The organism is Streptomyces araujoniae, from assembly GCF_050871195.1.
Classification (GTDB): Bacteria; Actinomycetota; Actinomycetes; order Streptomycetales; family Streptomycetaceae; genus Streptomyces; species Streptomyces bacillaris.
This window is the reverse complement of the sequence record NZ_CP194070.1, coordinates 486835-499565: the sequence shown is the minus strand read 5'-3', so window position 1 is coordinate 499565 and position 12731 is coordinate 486835. Positions and strand designations below refer to the sequence as shown.

The window sequence follows — 12731 nt, the reverse complement described above, 5'->3', positions numbered from 1 at the left end:
CTCTTCCCGGAGGGTGCTTCCAGCATCGCACCGACGGCCGGATCGCGTACTGCGCGCCACCGGCGCACCGCCCGGCACCGGCACCGCCCGGCACCGGCGCCGACGTCCCAGGCCCGCACCGGCGGCCTCCGCTCACGTCATCAGCGCACGCATCCGGTTGATCTCCACCGTCTGCGAGGCGACGACATCGCTCGCCATCTCCTCGACGAACACGTCGTTCCCCTCGGAGAGCGCCTCCGTGGCCATGGTGATCGCCCCCTGGTGGTGGGTGATCATCAGCTCCAGGAAGAGCCGGTCGAAGGCCTTGCCCCGCGCCGCGCCCAACTCCTTGAGCTGCGCCTCGGTCGCCATACCGGGCATTCCGCCGTGGTCGTGGTGCTCCGGCTGTTTCCGGTCCTCGGCACCGTTCCTTTTCAGCCAACCTTCCATCGCGCCGATCTCCGGTTTCTGGCCTGCGGATATGCGCTCGGCGAGGTTCTTCACGGAGGTGGAAGAGGCCCGGTCCGGGACGAGTCCGGTCATCACGAGGGCCTGGGCGTGGTGCTCGATCATCATCTGCGCGTAGCGGAAGTCGGCGGAGTTCGCAGTGTCCCTGCTCGCCTCCTTCGCCGCCTCCTCGGCGGTGAGCGTCCTGGCCGGTTCGCCCGGCCTGCCGGGGGCCACCACCCCCGGACCTGTGTCCTTGCCCGCGGCCGGAGCCGCGGCGTCGCCGTCACCGTCGCAGCCGCCCAGCACGACGACGGCGGCGACGACCGCAGCCGCGAGGGCGGTTGTGCGCGGCCGGGCGGACGGGCGGTGGATCAACACGGCGACCTCCTGTGCCACGTGGATGTGTTGCAGACCGTTCCTAGCACGCTTCCTCGGGGGTGAAGATCGAAAACTTCATTACGTCTCTGTTGCCATCTGTTGATGTGTACATGAGAGGGACGATACTGCCGGGGTCCGAGAACCGTTCGAACCCCGAACGGATACAAGGGAGGACGCAGTGATCTCGTTGCACACCACCCGCGTGCGGCGCAGACGTCTGGGCGTGGCGGCAGCCGCGGCCGGGCTCTTCGCCGCGCTGCTGACGGCCGCCCCCGCGGCGGCGACGCCCGACCCGGGCGACGTCCCGCTCGAACGCGGCTCCGTGACCACCAGTCAGCAGGCCGAGGCCCGCGCCGCGATCCGCGGCGGCGACATACCGGGCGTGGACGAGATCGTCCACAGCTCCAACATCAAGCACCTGACGAACGTCCCGAAGGGCGCCCTGAAGGGCACCAACACGGACCTCGCGTTCCAGGGGAAGTACGCCTACGTCGGCAACTACGACGGCTTCGTCATCTACGACATCAGCAACCCGAAGAAACCGAAGACCGTCTCCGAGGTCCTCTGCCCCGGTTCGCAGAACGACATCTCGGTCTCGGGGAACCTGCTGTTCCTCTCCACCGACTCCTCGCGCAGCGACGACTCCTGCTCCAGCACCACCCAGCCCGCCACGGAGAAGTCCTCCTGGGAGGGCATGAAGATCTTCGACATCAGCAACAAGCGCCACCCCCGGTACATCGCGGCCGTCGAGACCGCCTGCGGCTCGCACACGCACACCCTCGTGCCGGACAAAAAGAAGAAGAACGTCTACATCTACGTCTCCTCCTACGGCCCCAACGAGGCGTTCCCCGACTGCCGGCCGCCGCACGACGGCATCTCCATCATCAAGGTGCCGCTCAAGGCTCCGCAGAAGGCCCGTCTCGTGGACTTCTCGGTCCTCTTCCCGGACGGCGGCAACCCGGGAGCGCCGGAGAACCCGGGCGTCACCAAGACCTCGGGCTGCCACGACATCACCGTCCTGCCGTCCCAGGACCTCGCGGCCGGTGCCTGCATGGGTGACGGCATCCTGTTCTCCATCGAGAACCCGGAGCGCCCGAAGATCATCGACCGGGTCCAGGACAACGTGAACTTCGCGTTCTGGCACTCGGCGACCTTCAACCAGGGCGCCAAGAAGGTCGTCTTCACCGACGAGCTCGGCGGCGGCGGCGCGGCCACCTGCAACGAGGAGATCGGGCCCAAGCGCGGTGCCAACGGCATCTACGACATCGTGGGCAAGGGCGACAACCGCAAGCTGGTCTTCCGCAGCTACTTCAAGATCGACCGCCACCAGGCCGACGTCGAGGTCTGCGTCGCCCACAACGGCTCGATCATCCCGGTGAAGGGCCGCGACATCATGGTCCAGGCCTGGTACCAGGGCGGTATCTCCGTCTGGGACTTCACCGACTCGTCCAAGCCGAAGGAGATCGCCTTCTTCGAGCGCGGCCCGGTCACGCTGAACCAGGTCACCACGGCCGGCCCCTGGTCGACGTACTACTACAACGGCCACATCTACTCCAGCGACATCGCCAAGGGCTTCGACGTGCTGAAGCTGACCGACAAGCGCACCGACCCGGCCGAACGGGTCAGGCTCGACGAGCTGAACGTGCAGACGCAGCCGGACTACTTCGTCCGCTGATCCGACGGCAGGGCACGTACTCCGTCGACCACGCACCACTGATGGGGCCGGTGTGTACCGGCCCCATCAGTGCGTGTGCGCGCCTGCGGCGCAGATTATTCATTGACCGATGAGCCGGGGCCGGGACATGCTGTAGGCCGCGCCTGGATCCGGCGACGCGGGGGATCGCCGGAGTCAGGCGCGCTCCCGGGATACGGCTCGTCAGGGGCTCAGACGCCGGTACGGGCGTTACGGGCGCCGGCGCCGGTCGCGGCGGCCCACTCCACCAGCAGACGCTGGTACTCCGCCTCGTCCTGCGGGGACAGGTAGCCGCCCGAGCGCTGCCACAGCCCGCGGATGTCCGCGTTGACTTCGGTGGCGGAGCGCGTGGAAACGGACGACGACGACATCGGGGACATGGATACAAGGCTACGGCCCCGATCCGATGATCCGACCCCTCGCGGGACGGGATATCCCTCACACAGCGGGGTTTCGGGGCGGGATATCGGTCACACTCCGGGCCCTGGAGGGGCTACGGGCGGCCCTCGGCGCCCCCCGCGCACCGCCGCCCGCCGTCTCACGCTCCACGGGGTACAGGCTCCGCCCCCCTCCGGCTGACGCTCCAAGGGTCGCGTGCTCGGCTTCCCGCCGTCTCGCGTTCCAAGGGTCACGCGGTCCGCTTCCCGCCGACCGACGCTTCAAGGGTCACGGGCTCCGCCGCCCGCCGGCGCACGCTCCACGCGTACCCGGCGATCGCGAACGCCACCACCGCGACGCCCAGCAGCACCCCGCCCACCACGTCGGTCAGCCAGTGCACCCCCAGATACAGCCGCGTCACCGCCACCCCGGCCACCGAGACCGCCGCCACCGCCACCGCACCGGCCCACAGCGCCGGACCGGCCCCGTACAGCCGCAGCAGCCACAGGAGCAGCCCGCAGCTCACCGCGGCCGTCATGGCGTGCCCGGAGGGGAAGGCCGCGAAGTGGGCCGTGTCCACCGGCTCCGGCCAGTGCGGGCGGTCGCGGTCCACGGCCGCCTTCACGCCCTGCTGGAGGAGCGAGCCGAACAGGCTGGCCGCCGCCACCCACAGTGCGAGCGACCGGGCCCCGCGCCACCACAGGGCCACCACGGCCACCGCGACCAGCGCCCGCATCGTCCAGGGGTCCCAGAACCAGTCCGTCAGCACCCGGTTGACGTGGACCAGTCCGGGGTCGGCCAGCGCATGACGGTGCAGGTCGTCGGCGACCGTACGGTCCAGGGTCATCAGCGGGGACCACTGGGCCACCACGAGGGCGAGCAGCGCCACGAACAGGGCCGTGGCCGTGATCCCGGCGGCCAGCGCGGCCGTGGGGCGGGGGGAGGAGGCGGGCCGGGTGATGTGGGGGGAGTCCATGGGCCGATCCTCGCGGACGCCACCGCCGCATGGCCAACCCGGAGCACGAAATTCCGTGCCGGTCCGGCAGGTTCGGCGGGCTCGGCGCCGCGTCGGCCGGTCCGCGTCCCCGGCTCTCAGCCCAGCGCGCGGAGGCCGGGGACGAAGGCCACCACGACCGGGACGACCGGGACCAGCGCGGCCGCCGCCGTCAGCCGCAGTCGGCGGCCCGCCGTCAGCCGGTCGACCGGGGCCAGCAACCGGTTGACCCGCAACGGCACTTGGGCGTGCGGGGTGGGGCAGGGGCCGAAGACCCCGCGGTCCTCGTTGAGCCCGACCAGGGCGAGGGCGGTCGTCAGCCGGCCGAAGCGGCGCGAAGCCACGTCGTCGGCGGCCAGCTCCACCAGCCGGTGCATCTCGTCGCGGAACGCGGCGAAGACCGGGATCTGCGGGAAACCGTTGGCCAGCGCCGACGAGCAGTGCAGCAGCCAGTCGTGGCGGGCCTGCGCGTGGCCCTGCTCATGGGCGAGTACGGCATCGAGCTGACGGCCCTTCAGCCGGCCGAGCGCCGCCGTGGTGATGACCAGCTGGGGCGCGGCGCCGGGCAGCCACCAGGCGTCCGGGCGCGCGCCCTCCAGCACCACCAGACGGTCGGGGCCGGGCTCCTCGCCCGGCAGCAGGGGGGCGCGGACCAGCAGTTCGGCCCGGCGCTGCTTGCGCCGCCGCCGCGCCCGCCGGATCTCGCGCAGGAGCATCGCGCCGCTCCACAGACCGCCCAGCGCCAGCAGCACCGCGATCACCGCCGACCAGGGCCCGTACGCGGCCAGGGCGTACGCCTCGACCACGGCGTGCGGAGCGGGGGCGAAGACGTGGCCGCGCACCGCCTGCCACGCGGCGGCCGCGCTGAAGACCATGGAGAGCGCGAACGAGACGAGCACCCCGGCCACCACGCACTGCCACACCCACAGCGCCACCACCGGTTCCCGCTCCGGCCACCGGGCCCGGGCCATCAGGCGCGGGGTCACCAGAGCGGTCAGTGCACCGAGCAGCAGCAGCGCGAGGGAGACCAGCATGCCGTCAGCCTATGAGGGGCGGGTGATCCACGGGTACGGCTCTGCCCGGCAAGTGACGTAGACCACGGTTTGGAAGGCCTCTGTCCCACGATCTGTCTCACAGAGTGAGAAGCATGGCGAACATGGCGAGGCCCATCGTCAGCCGGCAGGCCGCCGTCAGCTCGCTCCCCCCGCCCGCCGTGCCGCCCGGACCGCCTCCGCCACCGCCCCGTACGACGCCCTCCGCGCTCCCGCCCGCGAAGCCGGCCACGGCCGTCCCCGCCGGTATGAGGTGCCCGGCCGAGCGCAGCACGTACAGCGCGAAGTAGACGAGCAGCGCCCCCGTCAGCAGGGGGAGGCCCCCCGTGCCGCCGCCCCCGGCCGCCCCGTGCCCGGCGTGGCCGCCCGCGCCCGCCACCGCCGGGGCCATCGCCACGGCCATGTAGACCATCGCCAGCGAACCCACCAGGTGGTGCAGATGGTGGCCGCCGTGCCGGGCCCACCGGAGCGCCCGCAGCGCGGCGAAGCCGAACACCACCCCGTACACCGCCCAGGCCCACTCCGGAGGCGTCAGCACCGCCGCGGGCAGCGCCATGGCGGCCATGCCGAAGCCCATCAGCGCCTCGCTGCGCGCGGTCCGGCGCTCCTGCGGGGTGCCGGTGCGGGCGCGCAGCAGACAGGAGGCGCCGCTCACCGCGCACAGCGCCGCCATCAGCCAGCCGGCCAGGACCCCTCCGTGCACGGCGAACCTCCCCCTCGGACGTACCGGCCCTCTGCGGTGGCCGTACGACCACGCGACCGCACGCGGCGGCGTACGGCACCGTTCTGGTCGATGCCCGGGCCCGGACCGCCGAACCCGGCGCGTGGGGGCGTGAAAGGAGTGCGCCGTGGCCCGGGAGGGGCACTCCGGGTCGCGTTACTCTCGACCCGCACGCGTGCACCCCACGCGGCGAGCAGCGGCGAAGCAGCAGAGAACGGAGCGTTTCCCCATGGACACCGCCACGCCCCCCGGCTCGGCCCGTCTGACCTTCCGCGACGCGACCGACGCGGACGCCCCGGCGCTGGTGGCGCTCATCGAGTCCGCCTACCGGGGCGACTCCAGCCGCACCGGCTGGACCACGGAGGCCGACCTCCTGGAGGGGCAGCGGACCGACGAGGAGGGCGTGCGCGCGGTGATCGGCGCTCCCGCGAGCAGGCTGCTGACGGTCGAGCGCGACGGCGAGCTGATCGCCTGCTGCCAGCTGGAGCACCGCGGTGACGCGGCGTACTTCGGGATGTTCGCGGTCCGCCCCGGCGCCCAGGGCGGCGGCCTCGGCAAGGTGATCATCGCGGAGGCGGAGCGCACGGCCCGGGAGAGCTGGGGCGTCCGCGAGATGCACATGACGGTGATCTCGGTGCGCGAGGAGCTGATCGCCTGGTACGAGCGGCGCGGCTACCGGCGTACGGGGCAGCTCACGCCCTTCCCGTACGGCGACGAGCGCTTCGGCATCCCGCAGCGGGACGACCTGGCCTTCGAGCTCTTGGTCAAGAACATCGAAGCCCTCTAGAGACCGGGCCCCTGGGCCTCACCCTCCCGGGCCCGGGCCTCCACGGCCCCCGGCCCCCGGCCCCGGGTCCCGCAGGGCACGGCCCCCGCTTCCTACGCACCACCCTCTGGCCTACGGTCTCAGGCCTCCGGGCCACCGGTCTCAGGTGCCTGCCCTGCCGGGCCCACGGTCTCAGGCCTCCGCCCTCAGGGCCGGCGCTCTCAGGTGCCTGCCCTCCGGGCCGCCGGTCTCAGGCCTCCGGTCCCGCCCCGCCCGCCCCCCGGGGGCCTCCCGCCCCCGGCCTCAGGCCGTGAAGCGGCCCGTGCGGCGGATCTCGGGGAAGTCCGTCGTCACGCCGTCCAGTTCCAGGGCCCGCGCCAGGCGCAGGTGGTCCTGGGTGTTCACCACCCAGCCGATCACCTTGACCCGCTCCGCGTGCGCCAGCTCCACCACCTCCAGCGTCAGCCGGCGGATGTTCAGCGCCAGGCTCTGGGCCCCCGCCGCCTTGGCACGCTCCACGATGTCCCCGCTCCAGTGGCTGGCGACGAGGACCGTCCGTACCCCCGGCACCAGCCGGGCGATCTCCACGACGGCCTCGTCGTGGAACGAGGAGACCTCCACCCGCTCCACCAGGTCCCGGGCGAGAAGCACGTCCGCCAGCGCGCGGGCCGCCGCCACGTCCTTGATCTCGGCCTGGAGCGGGGATCCCACCGCGTCCAGGACCTCCTCGAAGACCGGCACCCGCTCGCCCCGCCCGGCGTCGAGCGCCCGCAGCTCCGCCAGGGTCTTGCCCGCGACGGGTCCGGTGCCGTCGGTCGTACGGTCCACGTCCGCGTCGTGCATCACGGCGAGCGCGCCGTCCTTGCTCAGGTGGAGATCGAGCTCGATGACGTCCATCCCCGCCTCCTGCGCGCGGACGAAGGAGCGCAGGGTGTTCTCGGGCTCGACGCCCATCACGCCGCGATGGCCCAGGGTGAGAAATGACAAGGCGACCTCGTTCCCGTCGGCGGCTGTCCGCCAACTGCTCGTGCCCGCAAGGAGATACGCAAGGAGATACGGCAAGACGGCACCGGTGAGGGTAGCGGCCGGGGCCGGTGATGTCTGCCGCCGTGCGGGACCGATGGGCCGGAGGGAGGGAGGACAGTGGGAACTATCCGCCTACCCGGCATGCGACAGGAAAAACAGCGGTGAACATAGGGGTTCGGCAGGATAATTTTCGGGCCTTCACTTGTGTGAAGTAACCCGGCGCGGCTACGGTGGCTGGACGCGAGGTTCTCCCGTGGAGGAACGGTTATGACGGAAATTCTTGTGCACGATGCCGCCGAAGGCGCGATAGCTGCTGCCCCACGGGTGGTCGAGCACCCGGCGTGGCCCGCGCTCAGGGATGCCGTCGAGGAGCTCCGCCCGTGGCAGTCCAAGGACGGTTCGATCGACTTCGAGGCCGAGGGCGCCCCGTCCCCGGCCGATGCCGAGCGCGTCCTGGAGCGCGTGATCGGCGCGGTGGAGGAGCTCTCCCCGCTGCTGCCGCACGACGCCGCCTACCACCGTGCGCTCGTCACCGACCTGCGCCGCTGGGCCGCCGACGGGTTCCGCGTACCGGACTTCCTGGACTCGCTGCTCGCCTTCCAGCCCGCGCGGAACCGGGTCGACGGCCTCCAGCACCTGGTCGTCTTCCCCATGTACACGCAGAACGGCAACCCGGACCGCAACTTCGAGGCCGTCGTGCTGAAGATGGTCTGGCCCGAGTGGCTCGCCGATCTCGAGGCCACCCGCTACGACAACCCGCTGTTCTGCGGCATCACCTTCGAGGACTTCACCGCCGGTTACGACACCAACTCCGCGGTCCTCTTCCCCGAGACCATCGCCGTGCGCGAGGCCCCCGAGCGCTTCAGCTGGGGCGGCATCTTCTGCGACCGCGAGGCCGCCCGCTTCCGCCGCGTCACCGAGGCCTCCGTCGAGCTGCTCGGCCTGGAGCTGCCCGAGGACATCCGCGAGATGGTCGGCGACCAGCAGCGGTGCGAGCAGGCCTTCGTCCTCTGGGACATGGTCCACGACCGCACCCACAGCCACGGCGACCTGCCGTTCGACCCGTTTATGATCAAGCAGCGCCAGCCGTTCTGGATGTACGGCCTGGAGGAGCTGCGCTGCGACCTCACCGCCTTCAAGGAGGCCGTGAAGCTGGAGGCCGAGGGCAACACCCACGGCCGCGACGTCCAGTACGCCGTCCTCTTCGACCGGATGTTCCGCTTCCCGGTCACCGGCGACCGCGTCCGCAACTACGACGGTCTCGGCGGCCAGCTCCTCTTCGCCTACCTGCACAGGCACGATGTCGTCCGCTGGACCGACAACACCCTGAAGATCGACTGGGAGCGTGCCCCGCAGGTCACCAACCAGCTCTGCGCCGAGATCGAGAAGCTCTACCGCGACGGTATCGACCGCCCCAAGCTGGTCCACTGGTTCGCCGCCTACGACCTGGTCTCCACCTACCTCGCCCCGCACCCCGGATCCACCTGGGCCAAGGGTCCCGACGCCCTCGACCTCACTCAGCCCCCTCGCAAGCTCGTCGACGACGTGCTTCCGGACGAGTTTCCCCTGAGCATGTTCTATGAGGCGCTCGCCAAGAAGCTGAAGCACGTGATTGCCTCCGCCAAGGGAATTACCGCCGCGAGCACCGAGAAGGCAGCCGCGTGAACGCATCTCCTGAGGAGGCGGTGGCCATGAACGGAACAGGCAAGGGTGAGGGGACAGGTGTGCTCGAAGGTGCTGTGATCGCGGTCGCCGGAGCGGCGGGGCCCGCGGGCCGTGCGACGCTGCTGCGGCTCGCGGAGGCCGGTGCGACCGTCGTCGGCTGCGACGCCAACCCCGAGCGGCTGGCGGAAGCGGTGGACGCCGCCCGCTACGCCCACGGCGGTGCGACCGTCACCGGCGAGACCGTCGACCTCCTCGACCTGGACGCGGCCCGGGACTGGGCCAAGCGGACCGAGGCCGAGTTCGGCCGGATCGACGGCCTGGTCCACCTCGTCGGCGGCTGGCGCGGCAGCCCCAGCTTCCAGGAGACCAGCCTCGCGGACTGGGACACCCTGGAGAAGCTGCTGATCCGCACGGTCCAGTCCACCTCGCTCGCCTTCCAGGAGGCGCTCCAGCGCAGCGACAAGGGCCGCTATCTGCTGATCAGCGCCGCAGGAGCCGGCAAGCCCACCGCGGGCAACGCCGCCTACTCCGCCTCCAAGGCCGCCGCCGAGGCCTGGACCCTCGCCCTCGCGGACGCCTTCCGCAAGGAGGGGGGCGACGACGGCCCCGCCGCCGCGGCTGCGATCCTGGTGGTCAAGGCACTGGTGAACGACGCCATGCGCGCCGAGCGCCCGAATGCGAAGTTCGCGGGCTTCACCGACGTCACGGAGCTGGCCGAGGCCATCGCCGGCGTCTGGGACCGGCCCGCCCCCGAAGTGAACGGAAAGCGCCTGTGGCTGACCCCGCAACCGTGAGGACCGACGCGCGCCGCCACCACGACCCGCAGGTGCGCGGGTTCGCGAGCGACAACTACGCCGGCGCGCACCCCGAGATTCTCGCGGCCATCGCCCTCGCCAACGGCGGCCACCAGGTCGCCTACGGCGAGGACGACTACACCGGCCACCTCCAGCGCGTCATGCACAGCCACTTCGGCCCCACCGCCGAGGCCTTCCCGGTCTTCAACGGCACAGGCGCCAACGTGGTGGCCCTCCAGGCGCTCACCGACCGCTGGGGCGCGGTCATCTGCGCCGAGTCCGCGCACATCAACGTGGACGAGGGCGGCGCGCCCGAGCGGATGGGCGGCCTCAAGCTCCTCACCGTACCCACGCCGGACGGCAAGCTCACCCCCGAGCTGATCGACCGGCAGGCGTACGGCTGGGACGACGAGCACCGGGCCATGCCGCAGGTCGTCTCGATCACCCAGAACACCGAGCTGGGCACCGTCTACACCCCCGACGAGATCCGCGCCATCTGCGACCACGCCCACGAGCGCGGCATGAAGGTGCACCTCGACGGCGCCCGGATAGCCAACGCGGCCGCCTCCCTGGACGTGCCGATGCGGACGTTCACCAACACGGTCGGCGTCGACGTGCTCTCCTTCGGCGGCACGAAGAACGGCGCCCTGTTCGGCGAGGCCGTCGTCGTGCTCGACCCCGACGCGGTCCGTGCGATGAAGCACCTGCGCAAGCTCTCCATGCAGCTCGCCTCGAAGATGCGGTTCGTCTCCGTCCAGCTGGAGGCGCTGCTCGCCAAGGACCTCTGGCTGCGCAACGCCCGGCACGCCAACGCCATGGCCCAGCGGCTCGCCGAGGGCGTCCGCGCCGTCGACGGCGTGGAGATCCTCTACCCGGTCCAGGCCAACGCCGTCTTCGCCCGGCTGCCGCACGCGGTCAGCGAGCGGCTCCAGGAGCGCTTCCGCTTCTACTTCTGGGACGAGACCGCGGGCGACGTCCGCTGGATGTGCTCCTTCGACACCCGCGAGGACGACGTGGACGCCTTCCTCCAGGCGCTGAAGGAAGAGATGGCGCGGTAGCGGACACCGAGCCCCCGCATGACCAAGCGGCCGACCGGAGATCAATTGATCTCCGGTCGGCCGCTTCCGTTCTCGCTCGAGACCGAGCGGCCGGCCTGGGCGGTATGCGAGGAACTGGGCGAGACCGACTACCCGGCCCTCCACGCCACCCCGCCGCCCGCCGTCCTCCGGGCTCTGCGGAGCGCCCGGGACCGTACGGAGCTGTGGCGGATGCTCCCCGCACGGCTCTGAACAGCCCTGAGCCCCCGGCGGGGTACGCCGGGTGCTCAGAGGGATGCCTCGGATGCCGCTCGGGCCGTGAGGGCCGCGCTCAGGCCGTGGGAACGGCCGGGGGCGGGCCGTGGGCGGCCGAGGTCAGGCGGTGGGAGCGGCCGGGATCAGCCGCGCTCGCGGACCTCGGCGGGCGTCGGGGCCGTGCCGCCGAGATGGGCGGGCACCCACCACGTGTCACCCGCGTCCTTCGGCCGCACCGGATACGCCCGCTGGGCCGCCTCCAGCAGCTCCTGCACGCGCTCCCGCAGCCGCCGGGTGATCGCCCCCGCGTACTGGTCGGCGGGCGCCTCCACGGGCTCGCCGACCCGGATGGTGATCGGGATGTGGCTGCGCTTGAAGTTGCGCGGCCGCCCCTTGGTCCAGATCCGCTGCGTGCCCCAGAGCGCCATCGGGATCAGGGGGACCCCCGCTTCCTGGGCGAGGCGCGCGGCCCCGGACTTGAAGCTCTTCAGCGTGAACGACTGGGAGATGGTCGCCTCGGGGAAGACGCCGACGATCTCACCGGAGCGCAGCGACCGCAGGGCGTGCGCGTACGCGTCCTCGCCCTGGTTCCGGTCGACCGGGATGTGCTTCATCCCGCGCATCAGCGGACCGGAGACCTTGTGCCGGAAGACCGACTCCTTCGCCATGAAACGGACGAGCCGCTTCTGCGGCAGGGCGCCCAGACCGGTGAAGATGAAGTCGAGGTAGCTGATGTGGTTGCTGACCAGCACCGCACCGCCGGTCTTCGGGATGTGCTCCGAACCCTGAGTGTCGATCTTCAGGTCGAGCGCCTTGAACATGGTGCGAGCGGCGCCGATGACCGGTCGATAGACGAGTTCTGCCATCTGGGGAAGACCCTTCTTCAGTGCCTGGGGAGGGTTCTCCCGGCGGAAGTTACGCAGCCGTAGGTATTCGGCATTGTGGCGATGGTGCCCCATGTGCGGGCCCGTGACCAGTCCCGGTGGGCCCCGGCGGCGAGATTCTCGTCACGTGGGCGTCGCCTCCGAGCTGCGGGAATGTCCTGGGCCCGGCCGGTGCTGACTCCTTGCGAAGAGCTCTGGACCAGGAGGCGACACGTGGACGGCACAACACCCGCGCAGCGGCTCGACGCGGCCCAACTCGGCGCGGAACTGGGAGAACGGGCCACGCTCGTCCAGTTCTCCACCGCCTTCTGCCAGCCGTGCCGGGCCACCCGCCGCACCCTCGGGGAGGTGGCCGCCATGGTCGACGGGGTCGCCCACATCGAGATCGACGCCGAGGCGCATCTCACGCTCGTACGGCGGCTCGACATCAGACGGACTCCGACCGTCCTGGTGCTCGACAGCTCGGGCGAGGTGGTCCGGCGCGCCTCGGGCCAGCCCCGTAGCGCCGACGTCGTCGCGGCGCTGGGACGGGCCATATGACGGACCGTGACACATCTCCCACATTCCGGGACGCACTTGACTGCACCCACCACGCATCGTCAGTCTGACGCTATGCCGCCAGAACTCCTTCTCCACGGCCGGGTCCACGTGGACCTCGC

Annotated in this window: 14 protein-coding genes; 7 read left to right on the top strand and 7 right to left on the bottom strand. The window is 71.4% G+C overall.

Annotated elements, in window-relative coordinates; translation table 11 throughout:
• Window positions 1-132: 132 nt before the first annotated feature.
• Window positions 133-825 (bottom strand): DUF305 domain-containing protein, encoded by a 693-nt coding sequence (locus tag ACQ9ZG_RS02030; RefSeq protein WP_109914415.1) that lies wholly within the window; start codon window positions 823-825, stop codon window positions 133-135.
• 160 nt (window positions 826-985) lie between these two features.
• On the opposite strand from ACQ9ZG_RS02030, the gene ACQ9ZG_RS02025 reads away from it, so the two are divergent.
• A complete protein-coding gene (locus ACQ9ZG_RS02025) occupies window positions 986-2482 on the top strand; it encodes an LVIVD repeat-containing protein (RefSeq protein WP_499279731.1) in 1497 nt (498 codons plus the stop codon).
• A gap of 209 nt (window positions 2483-2691) precedes the next feature.
• Here ACQ9ZG_RS02025 and ACQ9ZG_RS02020 read toward each other — a convergent pair whose 3' ends face one another.
• The 4 genes from ACQ9ZG_RS02020 to ACQ9ZG_RS02005 all read right to left on the bottom strand — a co-directional run bounded on the left by ACQ9ZG_RS02020 (window position 2692) and on the right by ACQ9ZG_RS02005 (window position 5627).
• The gene (locus tag ACQ9ZG_RS02020) at window positions 2692-2871 is read right to left on the bottom strand and encodes a hypothetical protein (protein WP_018492407.1); all 180 of its coding nucleotides are present in this window, start codon (window positions 2869-2871) and stop codon (window positions 2692-2694) included.
• Between the two features lie 257 nt (window positions 2872-3128).
• Complete coding sequence (locus ACQ9ZG_RS02015; protein ID WP_109917102.1) at window positions 3129-3854, bottom strand: phosphatase PAP2 family protein; 726 nt, start codon at window positions 3852-3854, stop codon at window positions 3129-3131.
• 116 nt (window positions 3855-3970) lie between these two features.
• Window positions 3971-4906 (bottom strand): M56 family metallopeptidase, encoded by a 936-nt coding sequence (locus tag ACQ9ZG_RS02010; protein WP_028418794.1) that lies wholly within the window; start codon window positions 4904-4906, stop codon window positions 3971-3973.
• Window positions 4907-5003: 97 nt separating this feature from the next.
• Window positions 5004-5627, bottom strand: a complete 624-nt coding sequence (locus tag ACQ9ZG_RS02005; protein WP_028418793.1) for a DUF5134 domain-containing protein — start codon at window positions 5625-5627, stop codon at window positions 5004-5006.
• A 247-nt stretch (window positions 5628-5874) separates the two neighbouring features.
• Between ACQ9ZG_RS02005 and ACQ9ZG_RS02000 the strand changes: the two genes are divergently transcribed.
• Window positions 5875-6432: a GNAT family N-acetyltransferase gene (locus tag ACQ9ZG_RS02000; RefSeq protein WP_109914502.1), complete on the top strand. Its 558-nt coding sequence runs from the start codon at window positions 5875-5877 to the stop codon at window positions 6430-6432.
• A gap of 282 nt (window positions 6433-6714) precedes the next feature.
• Here ACQ9ZG_RS02000 and ACQ9ZG_RS01995 read toward each other — a convergent pair whose 3' ends face one another.
• Window positions 6715-7398 carry a glycerophosphodiester phosphodiesterase gene (locus ACQ9ZG_RS01995; protein WP_109917524.1) on the bottom strand — a complete coding sequence of 228 codons (684 nt, stop codon included), beginning with the start codon at window positions 7396-7398 and terminating at the stop codon, window positions 6715-6717.
• A gap of 306 nt (window positions 7399-7704) precedes the next feature.
• Between ACQ9ZG_RS01995 and ACQ9ZG_RS01990 the strand changes: the two genes are divergently transcribed.
• The 4 genes from ACQ9ZG_RS01990 to ACQ9ZG_RS01975 are packed head-to-tail and all read left to right on the top strand — an operon-like array spanning window position 7705 to window position 11185.
• On the top strand, window positions 7705-9102 hold the full coding sequence (locus tag ACQ9ZG_RS01990; RefSeq protein ID WP_109917525.1) for a DUF6421 family protein: 1398 nt from the start codon (window positions 7705-7707) through the stop codon (window positions 9100-9102).
• A 26-nt stretch (window positions 9103-9128) separates the two neighbouring features.
• Window positions 9129-9896: an SDR family NAD(P)-dependent oxidoreductase gene (locus tag ACQ9ZG_RS01985; protein ID WP_028418789.1), complete on the top strand. Its 768-nt coding sequence runs from the start codon at window positions 9129-9131 to the stop codon at window positions 9894-9896.
• Window positions 9893-10954 carry a threonine aldolase family protein gene (locus tag ACQ9ZG_RS01980; RefSeq protein WP_181398027.1) on the top strand — a complete coding sequence of 354 codons (1062 nt, stop codon included), beginning with the start codon at window positions 9893-9895 and terminating at the stop codon, window positions 10952-10954. Before ACQ9ZG_RS01985 ends, ACQ9ZG_RS01980 begins: the two co-directional genes overlap by 4 nt.
• Window positions 10955-10972: 18 nt before the next feature.
• Complete coding sequence (locus tag ACQ9ZG_RS01975) at window positions 10973-11185, top strand: hypothetical protein (RefSeq protein ID WP_375138239.1); 213 nt, start codon at window positions 10973-10975, stop codon at window positions 11183-11185.
• 146 nt (window positions 11186-11331) lie between these two features.
• Here ACQ9ZG_RS01975 and ACQ9ZG_RS01970 read toward each other — a convergent pair whose 3' ends face one another.
• Window positions 11332-12054 (bottom strand): lysophospholipid acyltransferase family protein, encoded by a 723-nt coding sequence (locus tag ACQ9ZG_RS01970; protein WP_018492397.1) that lies wholly within the window; start codon window positions 12052-12054, stop codon window positions 11332-11334.
• A gap of 231 nt (window positions 12055-12285) precedes the next feature.
• On the opposite strand from ACQ9ZG_RS01970, the gene ACQ9ZG_RS01965 reads away from it, so the two are divergent.
• A complete protein-coding gene (locus ACQ9ZG_RS01965; protein WP_109917698.1) occupies window positions 12286-12612 on the top strand; it encodes a TlpA family protein disulfide reductase in 327 nt (108 codons plus the stop codon).
• Window positions 12613-12731 lie beyond the last annotated feature (119 nt).